Here is a 19,354-nt window from a genome sequence, read left to right on the forward strand (position 1 = left end):
AAGATCGGATTTTACCACCATTTTGCCGGAGTAAACCGTCCGGCTGCCTGTTCGATGGCGTGCGCCGCCTGGAACAGCGTCTCTTCCTCGAACGGGCGTCCGATGAGCTGAAGGCCAAGTGGCAGGCCGTGGTCATTGACGCCCGCAGGCACGGCAATGCCCGGCAGGCCGGCCATGTTGACAGTCACCGTGAAGATGTCATTGAGGTACATCTTTACCGGATCGTTGGCGAGATCCTCATCGGCTAGGCCAAAAGCAGCCGATGGCGTCGCTGGCGTCAGGATCGCGTGGACGCCCTTGGCGAATGCGTCCTCGAAGTCCTTCTTGATCAATGTCCGTACCTTCTGCGCACGCAGATAGTAGGCATCGTAATAGCCAGCCGAGAGAACGTAAGTGCCAATCATGATGCGGCGCTTAACTTCCTTGCCGAAGCCCGCCGCGCGGGTCTGTTCGTACATGTCGGCAATGTCCTTGCCTGGCACACGCAGACCATAACGCACACCGTCATAACGGGCGAGGTTCGAGGACGCCTCCGCAGGCGCGACTATATAATAGGCGGCCAGCGCATATTTCGTGTGCGGCAGCGAAATATCGACAATTTCCGCACCAGCATCCTTCAGATACTGAATGCCCTTCTGCCAGAGTTCCTCGATTTCGCCAGGCATGCCATCGACGCGATATTCCTTCGGAATGCCGATCTTCATGCCCTTGAGCGATTTGCCGAGGGCAGCTTCGTAATCCGGAACAGGCAGATCGACGGACGTGGTGTCCTTGAGATCAAGCGAAGCCATCGATTTCAGCAGGATAGCCGCATCGCGCACGTCGCGGGCGATCGGCCCGGCCTGATCGAGCGAGGATGCGAAGGCCACCGTGCCCCAACGCGACACGCGGCCATAAGTCGGCTTGATGCCAACCGTGCCGGTGAAAGCCGCTGGCTGACGGATCGAGCCGCCTGTGTCGGTTGCAGTCGCGCCAGCGCAAAGCTGCGCTGCAACCGCGGCAGCCGAACCGCCCGACGAACCACCCGGTACCAGGTCGGCATTGGAACCCTTGGCCCGCCATGGATTCTTGACCGCGCCATAATAGGACGTTTCGTTGGACGAGCCCATGGCGAATTCGTCCATATTGAGCTTGCCGAGCATAACCGCGCCATCCGACCACAAATTGGCGGTGACGGTCGATTCATATTCCGGCTTGAAACCGTCGAGAATGTGGGAGCAGGCCTGCGTATGCACACCCTTGGTCGCAAACAAGTCCTTCACGCCCAGCGGAATGCCTTCCAATGCGCCCGCCTCGCCCTTGGCGATGCGCTCATCCGAAGCCTTCGCCATCGAACGCGCCTGATCGTGTGTCACCTTCACGTAAGCGTTGATGGTGTCATTCGCAGAGTCGATAGCTGAAAGATAGGCGTCGGTCAGTTCGGTCGCTGTGATGGCTTTGGCCTTCAGCTTGTCGCGCGCCTCGGCAATGGTCAGTGCGGTCAGTTCGCTCATCGTCAAATCCTGTCAGTGCGCCTCAGTGAGACGCTTTTCAAAAAAGGCGCTGTATTCAGATTCGGGATAGTCCAGAACCACACCGCAGCGCGTAAAACCTGAATTCTCATAAAGTCGCCATGCCCCGGCAAAACCGGGACCAGTTCCCGTTTCGAGTACCAGACGGGTCACGCTCCTCGCCCTCGCCAGATCGACAATCGCATCGACCAGAACCGAGCCAACGCGCTTGCCGCGCACTTCCGGGAGGGTAAACATGCGCTTCACCTCGGCGATGCCATCTCCATGCATCTTCAAGGCACCGCAGCCGACAGCCTTGCCGTTTTCGTCGCGCGCTACAAAGACCGACGTATCCGGCCCCGCCATCTGCTCCACCGTCATCTTGAACTGGAATTCCAGCGGCGACAGCGGCAGGAGATGCGCATTCAGGCCGTCGACCAGCGCGCGCACATCGTCCTGCAAAGGGGTCTCGACTGAAACCCGAATGGCCATGACCTACTCCACGACCTTTGGGACGACGAAGAAATTGTCTTCCGTAACCGGTGCGTTGGCGACCACTGCGGCAGCAATGCCGCCATCGGTCACCTTGTCTTCGCGCATGCGCATGTCCATTGGCGTAACGGAAGTCATCGGCTCGATACCGTCGACATCGACTTCGTTCAATTGTTCGACAAAGCCCAGAATAGCATTGAGTTCGCCGGTCATGCGTTCGGCATCGTCGTCGCTGACAGCGATACGCGCCAGATGCGCGACGCGCTTGACGGTGGAAATATCGACGGACATCCTGTTCTCCGCAAATGCACTAACTTTGTACCCACGCACATCTTGTCCGAAAACCGCATTGCGTGTTCCGGGTTGTGCTTCAGATCGGGCGGCGACCCGCCACCCCTGAAAAGGTTTCCTACCGGCTATAACGGCGCGACTGTTGAAGCGCAACATTTCTTGCGCCTCAAAAGGCCTTTAGAAGCTGTGGACAGTTCCAGCCGGATCGGTCAGCACTTTTGTCTCGCGATGGTCTGCCATTCCTTCAGCGAACTTGTCCGCCGTCTGATCGATGATGGGGAACGAGCCGTAATGGCACGGCAGCACGGTTTTGAAATTGAAGTAACGCTGGCAGGCGAGAGCCGCAACCGCACCGCCCATCGTAAAGCGATCGCCAATGGGAACGATCCCGATCTCTGGCTGATGAAGCTCGTTGATAAGCCCCATATCGGAAAAGATATCCGTGTCTCCCATATGATAAAGCGTCGGCGCATCCTCGAAATGGAACACCAGACCGTTCGGATTGCCCAATGCCTGCGATACGCCGTTTTCCGTCAGCATTGCCGAGGAATGAAGTGCGTTGACGAATGTAATGGTAAAGCCGTCATGCGCCACCGTGCCGCCCGTATTGCCGGGATCGACCTTTTCCACGCCCTGACTGCCGAGCCAGCTTGCAAGATCGGCGTTGGCGATAACCGTCGCACCATGTTCCCTTGCAATTGCTACCGTATCGCCGACGTGATCGCCGTGGCCGTGCGTCAGCGCGATGTGGGTCACACCGCTGGTTACTTCCTTGAAATCTATGCCCTTCGCACCGGGATTTCCGTTGAGAAACGGATCGATGAGAATGACGGCCCTTGCAGTTTCAACGCGGAAGGCGGCGTGGCCAAGCCATGTAAGTTTCATAAACTCTCTCCTCAATCTGTGTTTCCGGCTCGATTTCCAGTTTGCGAACAGATATGACGCCAATAAAGTTGAAGGCAATAGAAACCACTTCAAAATCCGATGAGGACCGATGGCTGTCGTTGAAATCGAGGAAATTCCGGCGCTGCTTCAGCCCGGAAAGACCATTGCCGGACTGGACTTGGGAACCAAGACCATCGGCCTTGCGGTATCGGACCTCGGTCTTTCCTTCGCCCATCCGCGCCCGGTCATCAAACGGGTGAAGTTTTCGATCGACGCACAAGTGCTTCTGAAAGCTCTCGACGCCGACAAGGTCGGCGTTATCGTCATCGGTTTGCCTATGAATATGGATGGAACATCGGGTCCCCGCGTTCAGGCCACGCGGGCATTTGTGCGCACCATGCAGCCGCTCACCGACTTGCCCTTTGTGTTCTGGGACGAGCGCCTGTCGACGGTCGCCGCCGAACGGGCGCTTATCGGCATGGACGTCTCTCGAGGCAAGCGGGCCGAACGTATCGATTCGGCGGCCGCAGCTTTCATTCTTCAAGGGGCGCTCGACCGCCTGCACAGCATCAGGCGGTCGGTATCCGACGATTACGACGCCGGATAAAGCTGGTCGAGAATGCGTTCCGCATTGTGGCGTGCATCCAGCATGCCATAGGTCGACCGCCACTGTCCGCCGAGGCGGGTTTCAATGAATGCGTCAGCCACATCGTCGGCACCAAGCTGGCGCAGTTCTGCGGCGGCGGCGGCATAGGCCAATTGCTCGGTCAGAAGGCGTGCAACACCCGGATCGGTTTCAGTGAGCTGCAATGCAGCACGCAGCACATCAAGCGTTCCCTGCCCGCGCGGGCCAAGCTGTCCGCCGATCCACTCCAGTACTTCATCGAAAAGCGCCGGCGCGCGGGACAGCACACGCGCGACATCCAGCGCCATGACATTTCCGGACCCTTCCCAGATCGCGTTGACCGGCGCTTCGCGATAGGCGCGCGCAAGATTGCCTTCCTCGATATAGCCGTTGCCGCCAAGGCACTCCATTGCCTCATAGAGTAAGGCAGGCGCGATCTTGCAACCCCAGTATTTCACCACCGGCGTCATGCAGCGGGCAAACGCCGCCTCTGCGCGATCACTTGCAGCCATATCAAAGGCGCGTGCCAGCCGCATGGAAAGCGCGGTCGCGCCGGCGACATCGAGCGCCATATCGGCGAGTACACGCTGCATCAATGGCTGTTCGATAAGAGCCTTGCCAAACACCTGCCGGTGACGACTATGATGCACGGCTTCGGCGAGGCCAGATCGCATAAGTCCAGCCGATGCCACTGCGCAATCGAGCCGCGTCAGCGTGACCATATCCATGATGGTCTTGACGCCCTCGCCCGGATTACCGATCAGATGACCGACCGCGCCGTCAAATTCCACCTCCGATGAGGCGTTGGACTTGTTGCCGAGCTTGTCTTTCAATCGCTGGAAAAAGAACCCGTTCCCGCTTCCCTGCGAAGTGAGGCGCGGAAGCAGAAAACAGGAAAGACCGTCTTCTGCCTGCGCCAGCGTCAGGAACGCATCCGACATAGGAGCGGACATGAACCACTTGTGGCCAGTAATGGCATAGGTGCCGTCTTCGTTGCGGATGGCGCGGGTCGTATTGGCCCGCACATCGGTTCCGCCCTGCTTTTCGGTCATACCCATGCCAAGCGTAATGCCCTGTTTGGCAAATGCTGGCTTCTGCGAAAAATCGTACTTTCTTGAAAGAATGACCGGCGACCATTCCTTGTAAATTTCCGGCGAGGCCATGAGCGCGGCAAGCGATGCGCTCGTCATGGTCAGCGGGCAAAGATGCCCCGCCTCAAGCTGCGCCGTCAGGAAAAAGCGCGAGGCGCGTGCCTGATGACGGCGACCGGTTTCCAGCGGGTTGCCCTCCCAGATGGAACAATGCAGGCCAGCCGCGATAGAGCGGCGCATCAGCGCATGATAGGCTGGATGATATTCAACCAGGTCGATACGGTTGCCCTGCCGGTCATGGGTGCGCAATTTCGGCAGCTCGGTGTTGGCGAGACGCGCAAGGTCCTGTGCTTCAGCCGACATGACGAAAACGGCCCGTCTGCTCCAGATCCGTATGCAGTTCCTTCGGGAAACGTGCCGCAATCTGCATCAGAAGCGGATCGCCCAGATAGGCATTGTTGCCCGTCATGGGCGGTGTCTGGTTGGTCACGTCGTGCGTTTTCAAAAGCTCGTTCCGTCTTGTGCGATTCAGTTCTATTTAGGGTTCTTGCATCGCATTTGCTAAAATTTTGCCATCCCGAACGCAATTTGTCGTCAGGACAGCACAGGTTTTTCTTGGTGAATCGCCCATAGCCATTATAAGGACGGTTGCGGGACCTGCCTCATGGTCCTATACGGGTGACTTGCCATGACAAATCAAACGGTCCCTCCGCTTTTCCCTCACCGCCACCTGCTGGGCATCAAGGGGCTTTCGCCCCTGGACATTCTCTGCCTTCTTGATCTCGCCGATCAGGAAATCGCTGTTTCCCGACAGCCCGAGAAGAAAAAGTCCGTGCTGCGAGGTCGCACGCAAATCAATCTCTTCTTTGAAGCATCGACACGAACGCAATCATCGTTTGAGCTGGCCGGAAAACGGCTCGGTGCGGACGTCATGAATATGTCGGTCGGTAATTCATCGGTCAAGAAAGGCGAAACGCTCATCGATACCGCGATGACGCTGAACGCCATGCAGCCGGATATACTGGTCATCCGTCACGCCTCGGCAGGCGCTGCCGCCCTGCTCGCGCAGAAAGTCGGCTGTTCGGTCGTCAACGCCGGTGATGGCGCGCATGAACATCCAACACAAGCACTTCTTGACGCTCTCACTATCCGCCGCGCCAAAGGCCAGATCGAAAATCTGATCGTCGCCATATGCGGCGATGTGCTGCATTCCCGCGTGGCACGCTCCAACATTCTTCTTCTCAATGCTCTTGGCGCGCGGGTGCGTGTCGTCGCGCCATCCACGCTCCTGCCCTCCGGCATGGCGGACATGAGCGTCGAGGTCTTCAACTCGATGGAAGAAGGCTTGAAGGACGCGGATGTCGTCATGATGCTGCGGCTTCAGCGTGAGCGCATGGCCGGTTCATTTGTGCCTTCGGTACGCGAATATTTCCGCTTCTATGGCCTCGACAAGGAAAAGCTGAAACACGCCGAGCCGGACGCCCTTGTCATGCATCCCGGCCCGATGAATCGCGGCGTTGAGATCGCATCTGACGTTGCCGACGGGCCGCAAAGCGTCATCCAGCAACAGGTTGAAATGGGGGTTGCCATGCGCATGGCCGTAATGGAAGCCCTGCTCGACCCGCGACGCAACCTGGGCAATGGAGAAAATGCATGAGCGCGATCCTCTTTGAAAACGCGCGCATCGTCGATCCGTCGCGTGGTCTCGATGAAACCGGCAGCGTTTTGATCCGCGATGGAAAGATCGTTGCCGCCGGTGCCAACGCCCGCAATCAGGGTGCGCCGGAAGGTGCCGAAATCGTCGACCTGAACGGCAAGGCAGTGTTACCCGGCATGGTGGATGCGCGTGTCTTTATCGGTGAACCCGGCGCAGAACATCGCGAAACCATCGCCTCGGCAAGCCGTGCGGCAGCTGCGGGCGGCGTGACCTCCATCATCATGATGCCCGACACCGATCCGGTGATCGATGACGTGGCGCTCGTGGAATTCGTCAAGCGCACGGCACGCGATACGGCCGTCGTCAATGTGCATCCGGCAGCGGCGATCACCAAAGGCTTGCGCGGCGAAGAGATGACCGAAATCGGCCTCTTGCGCGATGCTGGTGCGGTTGCCTTCACGGAAGGCAGGCAGACCATCGCCAACACACAGCTCATGCGGCGCGCGCTGACCTATGCTCGCGATTTCAATGCCGTGATTGCCTGCGAAACGCGCGATCCTTATCTCGGCGCAAACGGCGTGATGAACGAAGGTCTGTTTGCAAGCTGGCTTGGACTTTCCGGCAGTCCCCGGGAAGCGGAAGTGATTCCGCTGGAGCGCGATCTGCGTCTGGCAGCGCTGACCAACAGCAACTATCACGCCGCACAGCTTTCCTGCGAAATGTCGGCGGAGGCCGTACGCCGCGCCAAGGATCTGGGCGCCAAGGTGACGGCAGGTGTATCGATCAACCATTTGTCGCTCAATGAGAATGACATTGGAGAATTCCGCACCTTCTTCCGTCTTTCCCCGCCCCTGCGCAGCGAACAGGACCGCCTTGCCATGGTCGAAGCCGTGAAAAACGGCACCATCGACATTGTCGTTTCGGCTCACGACCCGCAGGACGTCGATACCAAACGCCTGCCTTTCTCGGATGCCGAAGCCGGTGCCATCGGCCTCGAAACACTCCTGGGAGCTGCACTCCGCCTCTATCACAATGACAGCATTCCGCTCCTGCGGCTGGTGGAGGTTCTATCGACAGCTCCGGCGAAAATTTTCGGTCTGGATGCCGGTACGCTCAAACCGGGCGCCAAGGCCGATCTTGCCATTGTCGATCTGGAAGAACCATGGGTCGTGCGAGCGGAAGACCTGCACTCACTCTCAAAAAACAGCTGCTTTGAAAGTGCGCGTTTTCAAGGCCGCGTCGTCCACACATTAGTGGCCGGAAAGACCGTATATTCGGCTTGAAAAACACCGCATAACCCGGAACAATCAACCGAAAATTCCGGGTAGGCGGAATCAAGAAGCAGCAGGGGATGTTCATGGCCGAATCGGGATTTGTCAGCATGACGCTCGTAGGAGCGCTTGTCTTCGGCTATTTTCTGGGCTCGATTCCTTTTGGCCTGGTTCTGACCCGCCTTGCAGGGTTGGGTGATGTCAGGTCCATCGGCTCGGGCAACATCGGGGCGACGAATGTACTGCGCACCGGTAACAAGAAGCTTGCCGCAGCAACCCTGATCCTCGACGCCCTCAAAGGCACGGTCGCCGTTCTGATCGCTTCACGCTACGGGCCCGATGCCGCAATCGGCGCGGGCTTCGGTGCCTTCATCGGGCATCTTTTTCCGGTATGGATCGGCTTCAAGGGCGGTAAAGGCGTTGCCACCTATCTCGGTATCCTGATCGGTTTGGCATGGCCCGGCGCGCTCGTCTTCGCCGCCGTATGGATCGTAACCGCACTTCTCACGCGGTATTCTTCCCTTGCAGCGCTTGTCGCCAGCATCATTGTTCCAATCGCGCTTTACTTCCAGGGCAGTCCCGCAATCGCGGTCCTCTTCGCGATCATGACAGTCTTTGTCTTCTACAAACACAAGACGAATATAGGGCGCCTGATAAACGGCACCGAAAACAAGATCGGAGCCAAGGGGTGAAGGGAAGCGCGAATTCGAAAACTGGAATTCGCCTCTCCGACCGCCAGCGTCTCAACTGGCTGCGCCTCATCCGAACCGACAATATCGGCCCTGTCACGTTTCGCGACCTGATTCTGTTTTGCGGTTCAGCTTCAAGCGCGATAGAAATGCTGCCCGATCTCAACATCCGGGGCGGCAGCGCACGCCCCATCCGCGTCATGTCCATGGACGATGCAGAGCGCGAGCTTGAAACCATCGATCGAGCCGGTGCCCGCCTTGTTGGAATGGGCGAACCGGATTATCCGCCACAGCTGAAAAATTGTGAGGCCCCACCCCCGCTGGTCACGATTAAGGGAAACGCCGCTGTTTTCAACAAGCCTCCCGTTGCAATTGTCGGTTCCCGGAACGCCTCGGTAATTGGCGCGCGTTTCACCGAACGCTTGGCGAATGATCTTGGCGAAGCCGGGTTTGCTGTTATTTCCGGACTTGCCCGCGGCATCGATGCCGCTGCCCACCGCGCAAGCTTGAAGACAGGAACCGTCGCCGTGTTGGCAGGCGGGCTTGATCGCCCCTACCCACCCGAAAACCTGCCCCTTTATCGCGCCATACCGGAAGAGGGTGGCGTACTCATAAGCGAAATGCCGATGGGCGCGGAGCCTCGCTCGCGCGATTTTCCCCGTCGCAATCGCATCATTGCAGGGCTCTCGCTGGGATTGATCGTCGTCGAAGCTGCCGAACGATCCGGTTCGCTTATCAGCGCACGCATGGCCGGCGACATGGGGCGTACAGTATTCGCTGTGCCGGGCTCACCGCTCGATCCTCGTGCGCGCGGCACGAACCTGCTTCTCAAACAAGGCGCAACATTGGTAACGGAAGCAAACGACGTTATCGAGATGCTCCGGCCGCTGGCCGGGTTCAAGTGCGTATCCAACGGATATGCCGACACAACCGGATCTTTTGTCTCCGGCCATGGAAGAACCAGAATCTTATCAACCGATTGCGACGGAGGAACAACGGGACATTGTTATTGATGCACTTGGCCCCGTGCCGACCGATATCGACACGCTGGTTCGCCATACGGGTCTGGATACCGGTGCTATCCAGCTCATTCTTCTGAAGCTGGACCTGGCCGGGAGGCTGCACCGATATGCCCGTAATCAGGTCGCCCTTGTCCCTCTGGAATAGCCTCTTATGTCTTGGCTTCGTTGTGAAGTGCCTCTCGCGCTTCGACAAGAGCCATCTCGATCATATAGGACAGCAACAGATAATCTGTATTCTTTGCCATTAAATTGAGCTGCTCCAGCATCTGCTCGATATATGTCAGCGTCTCGTGCCGAGTCGCGCTCTGTACATCGTCATCGTCTTCCATATCTGGAAAACTCGTTGTATCACCCATACCTATCTCCCCGCGAGATAAATCGCTCTTTGTTTCATTTCATGCTACTACTGGTTACACTCAACTTAACAGCAATCTTAAGTTGTATTTCGTTATTTTTGTCGTCCTGCTCTTGACCAAACGCTGCCTGCTGTTCATGTGAAGGCAACGAATTTCTCGCGGAGAGGAGATATTTTGTCTCCATGGGACGCGAATCTGGGCTGCTTTAAATGAACGTCGTTGTTGTCGAATCGCCTGCCAAGGCAAAAACCATCAATAAATATCTTGGTTCGAACTATAAGGTTCTGGCCTCGTTCGGTCATGTGCGAGACTTGCCAGCTAAAGACGGCTCGGTTCGCCCCGATGAAGATTTTGCAATGTCGTGGGAGGTGGATAGCAATTCCTCCAAACGTCTTGCAGATATTGTCAAAGCGTTGAAAGACAGCGACGGCATCATTCTCGCAACCGATCCGGATCGCGAAGGTGAGGCCATTTCCTGGCATGTGCTCGAAGTACTGAACCAGAAGAAGGCGCTCAAAGGCAAGACGGTCAAGCGTGTGGCATTCAATGCCATTACCAAGAAAGCTGTTCTCGATGCCATTGCCAATCCACGCGATATTGATGAGCCTCTGGTTGACGCCTATCTGGCGCGCCGCGCACTGGACTATCTCGTCGGTTTCACGCTTTCGCCCGTGCTATGGCGCAAACTGCCGGGCGCGCGTTCGGCTGGCCGCGTTCAGTCAGTAGCGCTGCGTCTCGTCGCGGATCGCGAATCCGAGATCGAGCGCTTCATTCGGGAGGAGTACTGGAACATTGCCGCGCTGTTGAAGACACCGCGCAATGACAGTTTTACTGCCCGCCTGACGGCTGTTGACGGCAAGAAGCTCGGCAAGCTCGATATCAAGAATGGCGAACAGGCAACCGCCATTCGCACCATGCTTGAAGGCGCAAGCTTCAAGGCGCTGTCCGTTGAGGCAAAGCCGACCAAGCGCAATCCCGGACCGCCATTCACCACGTCAACCTTGCAGCAGGCGGCATCCGGCCAGCTCGGTTTCTCCGCATCGCGCACCATGCAGGTGGCGCAGCGGCTTTATGAAGGCGTCGATGTCGGTGGCGAAACTGCCGGCCTGATCACCTATATGCGTACCGACGGTGTGCAGATGGCGCCGGAAGCCATCAATGCGGCCCGCGATGCAATCGGCAAGAGCTTCGGCGCGAAATATGTGCCGGAAAAGCCTCGCTATTATTCCAGCAAGGCCAAGAACGCGCAGGAAGCGCACGAAGCCATCCGCCCGACGGATTTCTCCCGCCATCCGAAGGACGTGCGCCGCTATCTCGACGACGATCAGGCACGGCTTTATGAATTGATCTGGAAGCGCGCCATCGCAAGCCAGATGCAGGCCGCCGATATCGAGCGTACCACGGTCGACATCGAGGCGGTCAATGGCTCGCGTTCGGCCCTCCTGCGGGCCAATGGATCGGTCACCAGGTTCGATGGCTTTCTCGCTGCCTATATGGATCACCGCGAGGAAGAAGACGACGAGGAGGATAGCGCAAAGCTGCCGGAAATTCGTTCAGGCGAAGCCCTGGCACGCGAAAAGATCGATGCGACGCAGCATTCGACCGAGCCTCCCCCGCGCTATTCGGAAGCTTCGCTCATCAAGAAGATGGAAGAACTGGGCATCGGCCGTCCTTCGACCTATGCCGCCACGCTGGCCACGCTGCGTGACCGTGAATATATCACGATCGACAAGCGCAAGCTTATTCCAGAGCCCAAGGGGCGTCTGGTTACGGCCTTCCTCGAAAGCTTCTTCGAGCGTTATGTGGAATATGATTTCACGGCTGACCTTGAGGAAAAGCTCGATCTCATTTCCGACGGCAAGCTTTCGTGGAAAGATGTGCTGCGCGATTTCTGGCGCGATTTCTCCGGCTCCGTCGATGACATCAAGGAACTGCGCGTTACCAATGTTCTCGATGCGCTGAACGAAGAGCTGGCACCGCTGGTGTTTCCGGCGCGCGAAGACGGCAGTGACCCTCGCTCATGCCCGACCTGCGGCACGGGCACCCTGTCGTTGAAACTCGGTAAATACGGTGCTTTCGTCGGCTGTTCCAATTATCCGGAATGCAAATATACGCGCCAGCTCGGCGGTGACGCCAATGGCGAAGCCGCGGCTGCGGATGAACCGAAATCGCTCGGCAAAGATCCGTTCACCGGTGAGGAAATCACTGCACGGACAGGCCGTTTCGGCCCCTATGTCCAGCGCGGCGAAGGCAAGGAAGCCAAGCGCGCCAGCCTCCCGAAAGGCTGGACCGTCGATGCGCTCGATCATGAGAAAGCCGTTGCGCTTCTGTCGCTGCCGCGTGATATTGGTCAGCATCCCGAGACCGGCAAGATGATCTCCGCCGGGATTGGTCGCTATGGGCCCTATGTCAGCCACGATGGCACTTTCGCCAATCTGGAAAATGCCGAAGAGGTTTTCTCTGTCGGTCTTAACCGTGCGGTATCGGTTTTGGCCGACAAGCAATCGAAGGGTGGCGGTCGTGGCCGTTCTACTCCGGCAGCATTGGCGACGCTTGGCGACCATCCAGACGGCGGGTCAATCACTGTTCGCGACGGGCGCTATGGACCTTATGTCAATTGGGGTAAGGTCAACGCCACCTTGCCGAAGGGCAAGAACCCGGCGAGCGTTACGCTGGAAGAAGCACTGGCGCTGATTACGGAAAAAGCCGGCTCTTCCAAGAGCAAGAAAGCCCCTGCCCGCAAAGCTTCGGCCAGCACGGAAAAGAAAGCTGCTGCAAAGAAGCCTGCGGCCAAGAAAGCGCCAGCAAAAGCCAAGTCGACAGCCAAGCCGAAAGCCAAATCCAAGGCCGAGGCGGCAGAGGAGTAACAATTGGCACGCCGTTTTTCCAAATCCGATACCGGTCGTTCCGCGCGGACCGAACGGCGTGCAGCCAAAGCAAAATCCGCCGAGGGCAAGAGCGATCCCCACGCGTTTCTGCCGACCCGCGAAGAGGTTCTCAAATATATTGAGGAGAATCCCGACAGGGCGGGAAAGCGGGAACTGGCGAAAGCCTTCAACATCAAGGGCGATGCGCGGGTCTATCTGAAAGACCTTCTGCGCGAACTTTCTGACGAGGGCCTTGTTGAAAAACGCGCCCGCAGGCTATCTCGCCCCGGTGCGCTACCTGCCGTCACTGTGCTTGATATTACCGGACGCGACGAAGATGGCGGTTTGCTCGCACGCCCGTCGGAATGGGATGAAGCAGGTTATGGCAAGCCACCCGCCATCCTGATCCGCCGCACCCGGCTCAACAAAGCGTCTGAAGGCGGCCCGGCCGTCGGCGTTGGGGATCGCGTTCTAGCCAAAATATTCCGCAATGAAGATCGTGACGGGCCGGACTATACCGCGCGAGTGATGAAGCGTCTCGAGCACCGAACAAATGCGGTGCTCGGTATTGTGCGCAAGCTCGGCAATGGTGAATGGCGGCTTGACCCGGTAAACCGCAAGCAGCCGGAAGTGCAGCTCGATCCGGGCCATCTGGAAAATGCGGAAGCCGGTGATCTTGTTGAAGTCGACCTGATTTCCTCCCGGCGTCAGGGATTGCCGCGCGGCAAGGTTCGGCAGGTGGTAGGCTCGATCGACAGCGAAAAAGCCCTGTCGATGATTGCCATCCACGAGCATGAAATCCCGCATGTTTTCCCGGCTGAAGCGCTGAGCGAAGCAGAAGCTGCGACCGCAGCCACGATGGATGGCCGCGAAGACTGGCGCGATATTCCACTTCTCACCATCGATCCGGCGGATGCCAAGGATCATGATGATGCTGTTTACGCCGAGCCGGACCAGGACCCCGAGAATCCGGGAGGCCAGATCGTCATTGTGGCTATAGCGGACGTCGCCGCCTATGTCCGTCCCGATTCTGCGCTCGACCGCGAAGCCCAAAAACGCGGTAACTCGGTCTACTTCCCGGACCGCGTCGTGCCGATGCTGCCAGAGCGGATTTCAAACAATCTCTGTTCGCTTCGTGAACTGGAAGACCGCCCTGCCCTTGCGGTCCGTATGGTTTTTGCGGCCGACGGACGCAAGAAATCGCACAAATTTCACCGCATCATGATGAAATCGGCGGCGAAGCTGGCCTATTCGCAGGCGCAGGCCGCGATCGACGGTGCGCCGGATGACAAGACTTCGCCTATTCTCGACAGCATACTGAAACCGCTGTGGAACGCCTATGCCGTGCTGAAGCGGGGGCGTGACGCGCGCGAACCGCTGGAACTCGATCTGCCGGAAAAGAAAATCCTGCTCACGCCCGACGGCAAGGTCGACAAGGTCATCGTTCCCGAACGGCTCGATGCGCACAAGCTCATCGAAGAGTTCATGATTCAGGCGAACGTTGCCGCCGCTGAAACATTGGAAGCGCGCCGCCAGCCGCTTATTTTCCGCATTCACGACGCCCCAGCGCTTGCAAAGCAGGAAACCTTGCGTGAATTTCTGAGGACGCTGGACCTGAGCCTCGCCAAGGGAGCCGAGTTGCAGCCGGCGCAATTCAATCGGATTCTTGAGGCCGTCGAGGGCTCTGATCATCAGGAACTAGTCAACCAGGTGGTGTTGCGCACACAGAGCCAGGCAGAATATAACCCCGACAATATCGGGCATTTTGGCCTGCATTTGCGTCGCTATGCGCACTTCACCTCGCCGATCCGCCGCTACGCCGACCTTATCGTTCATCGCGCTCTGATCAAGGCCCTGAACCTCGGCAACGATGGCCTCACCGCCGATGAAGAAGCGCATCTGGAGGAAATCTCTGCGCTGATTTCCTCGACCGAGCGTCGCGCCATGCTGGCCGAACGCGAAACGGTGGATCGTCTTATCGCTCATTTCCTCGCCGCACATCTCGGTGATGAATATGAGGGACGCGTTACCGGGGTGACGAGAGCGGGCCTCTTCGTGAACCTTGCGACATATGGCGCAGACGGGCTGGTGCCCATTTCAACTTTGGGTCATGAATACTATCTATATGACGAAGCGAACCATGCGATTGCCGGTGAGCGGAGCGGCAAGGGCTTCCGTTTGGGCGATACAGTGACGGTTCGGCTTGTGGAAGCGCTCCCCGTGGCGGGTGCGCTTCGTTTTGAGATGGTTTCGGAACCGCATCCTCTGCCGATGGCGACCCGCTCGCATCACAAGGCAAGCCGGACGATGCGTGGACGAAGGGGTAAACCCGCGGGCATCCCGCGTCAGAAGAGAAGAGGTCGCTGATGAGCACGCTAGAGGCCAATTCCGCGCAGAATATACAGGTTTTCGGAGGGGAAAGCCCCAAGGCGGCCCACCCGAAACGCCCTTTGGGCGAAGCCATGTGGCGCGGATTTCGCGGACGTTGCCCGCATTGCGGTGAAGGAAAACTGTTCCGGGCCTTTGTGAAACCCGTGGCGCAATGTTCCGTGTGTGATGAAGACTACACAGAACAACGTGCTGACGATCTTCCTGCCTATCTGACCATCTTGATCGTAGGGCACGTGGTCGTGGGTGCCTTCATGGGCGTTGAAGCAACCACCAATCTTCCGCTTTGGGCTCATATGGCGATCTGGGGCCCCCTGACCGTGATCATGTCGCTGCTGCTTTTGCAGCCAATCAAAGGCGCAACCATCGGGCTGCAATGGGCGCTGTACATGCACGGTTTTGGAGGCAAGGGTGACGGCGAATATGGCGACGTGACCTAAACGTCACCGTGACCGCCATGGTTCAGCTTCCATCCTCGCCAATCAAAGCCGGAAAAGCTTTGCGGCCGCGTGACGCGGCATCGCTGCTGCTTGTCGACCGGTCGGGGGGCAAGCCGCGCATTCTCATGGGTCGACGCCACGCCAGCCTTGCCTTCATGCCGGGCAAATTCGTCTTTCCAGGCGGCCGGGCAGATCCGATAGATGGCGCTATCGGCGCGACAGCAGAACTGCACAACAATGATGTTGCCAAATTGCTTGCCGGCATGGGAGCCCGTGCGTCGCTGCGCCGCGCCCGGGCACTCGGCCTATGCGCCATCCGAGAGACTTTCGAGGAAACTGGCCTTCGCATAGGGCAAGCGGCATCGACACCGGTTACCTTGCCTGCACATAGCGACTGGTCGGCATTTTTCGACAATGGCATGATACCGGCGCTCAGCAGCCTGCGCTACTTTGCCCGCGCGGTTACGCCGCCAGACAATGTTCGCCGTTTCGATACCCGCTTTTTTATCGCCTTCCGCGATCATATACCGGAACTTGATGGACAACCGCTCGTTCCCAGTGGGGAACTGGAAGATCTGGACTGGGTTTCGATCGATCAAATCGACAGGTTCGATGTGGCCGATATCACCCAGGCAATCCTGAAAGAAGCGCGCGCGCTTCTGACAAATGCCGACTCTGAACTGCCCGCCACCTTGCCGGTGGTACAATATTGCAAGCGGCATGGCCGCTTTGTCCGCGAAGTGATCTGAACTCCATGAATCAAGAAATCCAATCCGCCGATCTTGTCCCGCAAGAACCAGGCGGCGGGCCGGCAGAGGGCCAGTTGCACTGGCGTTCGCTCGCTGCAGCCATCGCCACAATCAGCGCGGTTGGTGCAGCAATCGGCCTGGGCATTCCACTGTTGAGCGTTCTTCTGGAAAGCCGTGGCCATTCTGCTAGCCTGATTGGAGCCAATACCGCTGTTGCGGGCCTGGCCTCCATCGTTGCCGCCCCCCTTGCCGCGCCTATTGCCGCGCGGCTGGGTGTGGTCAAGGCGATTTTCCTTATGCTTGTCATTGGAAGCGGGGCATTTCTCGGCTTCCATTTCTTTCAGCCCCTCTGGGCTTGGTTTGCGCTGCGCATCGTTCTGCATTTCGCGCTGACCGTCCTTTTCGTTCTGTCGGAATACTGGATCAACGCATCGGCGCCGCCTGAAAAACGTGGCCTGGTACTCGGCATCTACTCCACATCGCTTTCGCTGGGCTTTGCGCTCGGACCGTGGCTGTTCTCGAAGATCGGCAGTACGGGAGGACTGCCTTTCTATGTCGGCTTCGCCATCATCATGATCGCCCTCATACCGGTTGCGATCGCTTGGCGTGACAGCCCCGATTTCGAGGAAGGTGAACACGTCCCGTTTCTGCCCTTCATTTTTGCCGTACCGACAGCGACCATGGCCGTCTTCGTGTTCGGCGCTGTTGAAACCGGTGGCTTCGCCCTCTTTCCAGTCTTCGGCGCGCGTATAGGTTATCCTGAGGCCGATGCGGCCCTGCTGCTTACGATGATCGGGCTTGGCAATGTTCTGATGCAGATTCCGCTTGGCATTGTCAGCGACCGCATTTCAGACCGCCGCAAGCTTCTGCTTTTCTGCGCCACCACCGGCCTCATCGGCATGATCGCACTGCCCTATCTCATGCAGCACTGGTATCTCATGGCGGGTATCCTGTTCCTTTGGGGCGGCGTGGTGGCGGGCCTCTATACGATCGGCCTCGCGCATCTGGGTTCCGAACTGACGGGGCGGGAACTGGCGTCCGCCAATGCCGCCTTCGTGTTCTGCTATGCCATCGGCATGCTTGCCGGACCGCAGGCCGTCGGCGTTGGCATGGACATGATGGGCCCGAAGGGATTCCCGATGACTCTCGGTGTGTTTTTTGCCGCATATGCACTCTTTGCAGCAGGAAGGCTGCTTTTGCGGAAGAAGCGGGCTTGACTTTTCGCCGCCAATACGTAGTGTCGCGCCAAATTTCCGCTGCCGGATGAGATTACCGGAATCGCTGGAGGTTTCCATCCATTGAGCATGATCCCGAGAATTGGGAACCGGTTTTCGGCAAGATCATGCTCCGGCAAAGATACAGAGCAGGTAATTCGATATGGCCAAGGCTACGACGATCAAGATCAAGCTTTTGTCGACCGCTGACACCGGCTTCTTCTACGTAACGAAGAAGAACAGCCGCACGATGACGGAAAAGATGACAAAGACCAAGTACGACCCGATTGCGCGCAAGCACGTCGAGTTCAAGGAAACGAAGATCAAGTAATTCGTTTCAGGTCGTCATCGACAAGACGATTGAAATAGAAAGCCGTCTCCTTCGAGGCGGCTTTTTCGTTTTCTGCCCATGTTCAACTTTCAGGCAGCCGAGGAGACGATGCGATTTCGTCCTCCCTTTTTCGCCTGATAGAGCGCCGCATCAGTTCGCGAGAAAAGGGCTTCGGCGCTGTCCCCTATCAGCCTCAATCCGGCGATGCCCATGCTAACGGTCAAATTGACCTTGTGCTTGCCGTTGGCGACAGAAAAAGGCGCCTCCGATACGGCCGTCCGGATTCGCTCCGCGACGGCTCTTGCGGCCTCCACATCGCTGTCTGGAAGCACCACGACGAACTCCTCTCCGCCGTAGCGGCATAGAAGATCCATGCCGCGAATATTCTTGCGCAGGCGTGCCGCAAACTCGCGAAGGACATCGTCGCCCGCATCGTGCCCAAACTGGTCGTTGATCCGTTTGAAGTGATCGAAGTCGAGCATGATGACGGACAATGGCCGCTCGCGCCCCATGGCGCGTGTAAGCAGGACCGGCATATGCGTATCCAGATAGCGGCGATTATGCAGCCCCGTCAGGCTGTCCGTCACTGCCATGGTAATCGTGCGATTGAGGCTTTGCCGCAAGAGATCGTTATAGCACTTCCGTTTTATCTGCGTTCGCAAGCGTGCGAATAGCTCCAGCTTCTCAAGCGGACGCATGAGATAGTCGTTTACGCCCAGTTCCAGTGCGCGCACCACCAGCGCCCCTTCATCTTCCCGCACGACAAGAATGATCGGCACCAGCCGTGTGCGCTCGATAGTTCGCAACTGGGAGCATAGACGCAGCGGGTCATAGTAAGTGAAATTGGCTGAAACGACGATGCTGTCGTAATCGGTATCTATCGCCCGGATCAGGGCTGTGTTCGCATCGCTGGCCACGTCCACGCGATAAGTCTCTCCAAGAATGAGACGAAGGCGCGCGGCCGCCAGTTCATCCTCATCGACGATGAGAATGCGAGCCACCTCATCCTTATCGGCATAATTCCCGCCCATCTTGCTTGCCAGCAGCGTCTCCACCTCTGCGTCCGCTACGGTGCCCGTTCGCTGGAAGAGCTCGTCAGAGACGAGTTTCAGCCGCGCCAGGCTCTTTACGCGCGACATAAGCTGAAGATCGCTGACGGGCTTGAACAGAAAGTCGTCGGCACCAGCTTCGAGACCGCGGATCTTGTCCTCCGCACCATCAAGCGACGTTACGATGACAACAGGGATGTTGGATGTGCGGGGATCGTCCTTCAAACGACGGCAGACTTCAAAACCGTCCATGTCCGGCATTAATATGTCGAGCAGGACGACATCAATCTGTCCGCCCAGACAAATCTCTATGGCCTCCGGCCCGCTGTGGGCCGTAACGACCTCGTAATATTCGGAGAGCAGCCTGGCTTCGAGGAGCTTTACATTGGAATCCACATCGTCAACGACGAGAATTCTTGCAGTCATGATGCCCCCGCCCTGATTTCC

General features: G+C 58.0%; 16 protein-coding genes and 2 pseudogenes. 11 read left to right on the forward strand and 7 right to left on the reverse strand.

Annotated features, from left to right (window positions below; genetic code table 11):
* Nucleotides 1-11: 11 nt before the first annotated feature.
* From gatA to OINT_RS16035, 4 genes are all read right to left on the reverse strand, one after another.
* Nucleotides 12-1,493 (reverse strand): Asp-tRNA(Asn)/Glu-tRNA(Gln) amidotransferase subunit GatA, encoded by a 1,482-nt coding sequence (gatA, locus tag OINT_RS16020; protein ID WP_006471388.1) that lies wholly within the window; start codon nucleotides 1,491-1,493, stop codon nucleotides 12-14.
* Nucleotides 1,494-1,505: 12 nt separating this feature from the next.
* A complete protein-coding gene (locus tag OINT_RS16025; protein ID WP_006468929.1) occupies nucleotides 1,506-1,982 on the reverse strand; it encodes a GNAT family N-acetyltransferase in 477 nt (158 codons plus the stop codon).
* 3 nt (nucleotides 1,983-1,985) lie between these two features.
* Complete coding sequence (gene gatC / locus OINT_RS16030) at nucleotides 1,986-2,273, reverse strand: Asp-tRNA(Asn)/Glu-tRNA(Gln) amidotransferase subunit GatC (protein ID WP_006471389.1); 288 nt, start codon at nucleotides 2,271-2,273, stop codon at nucleotides 1,986-1,988.
* A 177-nt stretch (nucleotides 2,274-2,450) separates the two neighbouring features.
* Nucleotides 2,451-3,158 (reverse strand): metal-dependent hydrolase, encoded by a 708-nt coding sequence (locus OINT_RS16035; RefSeq protein WP_006471390.1) that lies wholly within the window; start codon nucleotides 3,156-3,158, stop codon nucleotides 2,451-2,453.
* Between the two features lie 109 nt (nucleotides 3,159-3,267).
* On the opposite strand from OINT_RS16035, the gene ruvX reads away from it, so the two are divergent.
* Complete coding sequence (ruvX, locus tag OINT_RS16040) at nucleotides 3,268-3,765, forward strand: Holliday junction resolvase RuvX (RefSeq protein ID WP_006468933.1); 498 nt, start codon at nucleotides 3,268-3,270, stop codon at nucleotides 3,763-3,765.
* Here ruvX and OINT_RS16045 read toward each other — a convergent pair.
* Nucleotides 3,750-5,379: pseudogene (locus tag OINT_RS16045) on the reverse strand (acyl-CoA dehydrogenase family protein). The gene ruvX and the pseudogene OINT_RS16045 overlap by 16 nt on opposite strands.
* 183 nt (nucleotides 5,380-5,562) lie before the next feature.
* On the opposite strand from OINT_RS16045, the gene OINT_RS16050 reads away from it, so the two are divergent.
* The 4 genes and pseudogenes from OINT_RS16050 (at nucleotide 5,563) to dprA (ending at nucleotide 9,658) form a co-directional block, all read left to right on the forward strand.
* Nucleotides 5,563-6,531 carry an aspartate carbamoyltransferase catalytic subunit gene (locus OINT_RS16050; RefSeq protein WP_006468934.1) on the forward strand — a complete coding sequence of 323 codons (969 nt, stop codon included), beginning with the start codon at nucleotides 5,563-5,565 and terminating at the stop codon, nucleotides 6,529-6,531.
* Entirely contained in the window at nucleotides 6,528-7,814 is a 1,287-nt protein-coding gene (locus OINT_RS16055) for a dihydroorotase (RefSeq protein ID WP_006468935.1), read from the forward strand. The genes OINT_RS16050 and OINT_RS16055 overlap by 4 nt, the downstream gene beginning before the upstream one ends.
* A gap of 74 nt (nucleotides 7,815-7,888) precedes the next feature.
* A complete protein-coding gene (gene plsY / locus OINT_RS16060) occupies nucleotides 7,889-8,494 on the forward strand; it encodes a glycerol-3-phosphate 1-O-acyltransferase PlsY (protein WP_006471392.1) in 606 nt (201 codons plus the stop codon).
* Nucleotides 8,491-9,658, forward strand: a pseudogene (gene dprA, locus OINT_RS16065) (DNA-processing protein DprA). The gene plsY and the pseudogene dprA overlap by 4 nt, the downstream one beginning before the upstream one ends.
* Nucleotides 9,659-9,662: 4 nt before the next feature.
* Here the strand turns inward: dprA and OINT_RS16070 are convergent.
* Nucleotides 9,663-9,869 carry a hypothetical protein gene (locus OINT_RS16070; RefSeq protein WP_006468937.1) on the reverse strand — a complete coding sequence of 69 codons (207 nt, stop codon included), beginning with the start codon at nucleotides 9,867-9,869 and terminating at the stop codon, nucleotides 9,663-9,665.
* 209 nt (nucleotides 9,870-10,078) lie between these two features.
* On the opposite strand from OINT_RS16070, the gene topA reads away from it, so the two are divergent.
* The 6 genes from topA to rpmG all read left to right on the forward strand — a co-directional run bounded on the left by topA (nucleotide 10,079) and on the right by rpmG (nucleotide 17,858).
* Nucleotides 10,079-12,736, forward strand: coding sequence for a type I DNA topoisomerase (topA, locus tag OINT_RS16075; protein ID WP_006468939.1), 2,658 nt, complete (start codon nucleotides 10,079-10,081; stop codon nucleotides 12,734-12,736).
* Nucleotides 12,737-12,739: 3 nt separating this feature from the next.
* The gene (rnr, locus tag OINT_RS16080) at nucleotides 12,740-15,103 is read left to right on the forward strand and encodes a ribonuclease R (RefSeq protein ID WP_006468940.1); all 2,364 of its coding nucleotides are present in this window, start codon (nucleotides 12,740-12,742) and stop codon (nucleotides 15,101-15,103) included.
* Entirely contained in the window at nucleotides 15,103-15,564 is a 462-nt protein-coding gene (locus OINT_RS16085; protein WP_006468941.1) for a DUF983 domain-containing protein, read from the forward strand. The genes rnr and OINT_RS16085 overlap by 1 nt, the downstream gene beginning before the upstream one ends.
* Before the next feature lie 17 nt (nucleotides 15,565-15,581).
* On the forward strand, nucleotides 15,582-16,313 hold the full coding sequence (locus OINT_RS16090; RefSeq protein WP_036565018.1) for an NUDIX hydrolase: 732 nt from the start codon (nucleotides 15,582-15,584) through the stop codon (nucleotides 16,311-16,313).
* 74 nt (nucleotides 16,314-16,387) lie between these two features.
* Nucleotides 16,388-17,530 (forward strand): MFS transporter, encoded by a 1,143-nt coding sequence (locus tag OINT_RS16095; RefSeq protein WP_006471394.1) that lies wholly within the window; start codon nucleotides 16,388-16,390, stop codon nucleotides 17,528-17,530.
* 160 nt (nucleotides 17,531-17,690) lie between these two features.
* Entirely contained in the window at nucleotides 17,691-17,858 is a 168-nt protein-coding gene (rpmG, locus tag OINT_RS16100; protein WP_002966024.1) for a 50S ribosomal protein L33, read from the forward strand.
* 89 nt (nucleotides 17,859-17,947) lie between these two features.
* Here the strand turns inward: rpmG and OINT_RS16105 are convergent, their stop codons facing one another.
* On the reverse strand, nucleotides 17,948-19,333 hold the full coding sequence (locus OINT_RS16105; RefSeq protein WP_006468944.1) for a PleD family two-component system response regulator: 1,386 nt from the start codon (nucleotides 19,331-19,333) through the stop codon (nucleotides 17,948-17,950).
* Nucleotides 19,334-19,354 lie beyond the last annotated feature (21 nt).

The sequence above is a fragment of the Brucella intermedia LMG 3301 genome, from assembly GCF_000182645.1.
Taxonomy (GTDB): Bacteria; Pseudomonadota; Alphaproteobacteria; order Rhizobiales; family Rhizobiaceae; genus Brucella; species Brucella intermedia.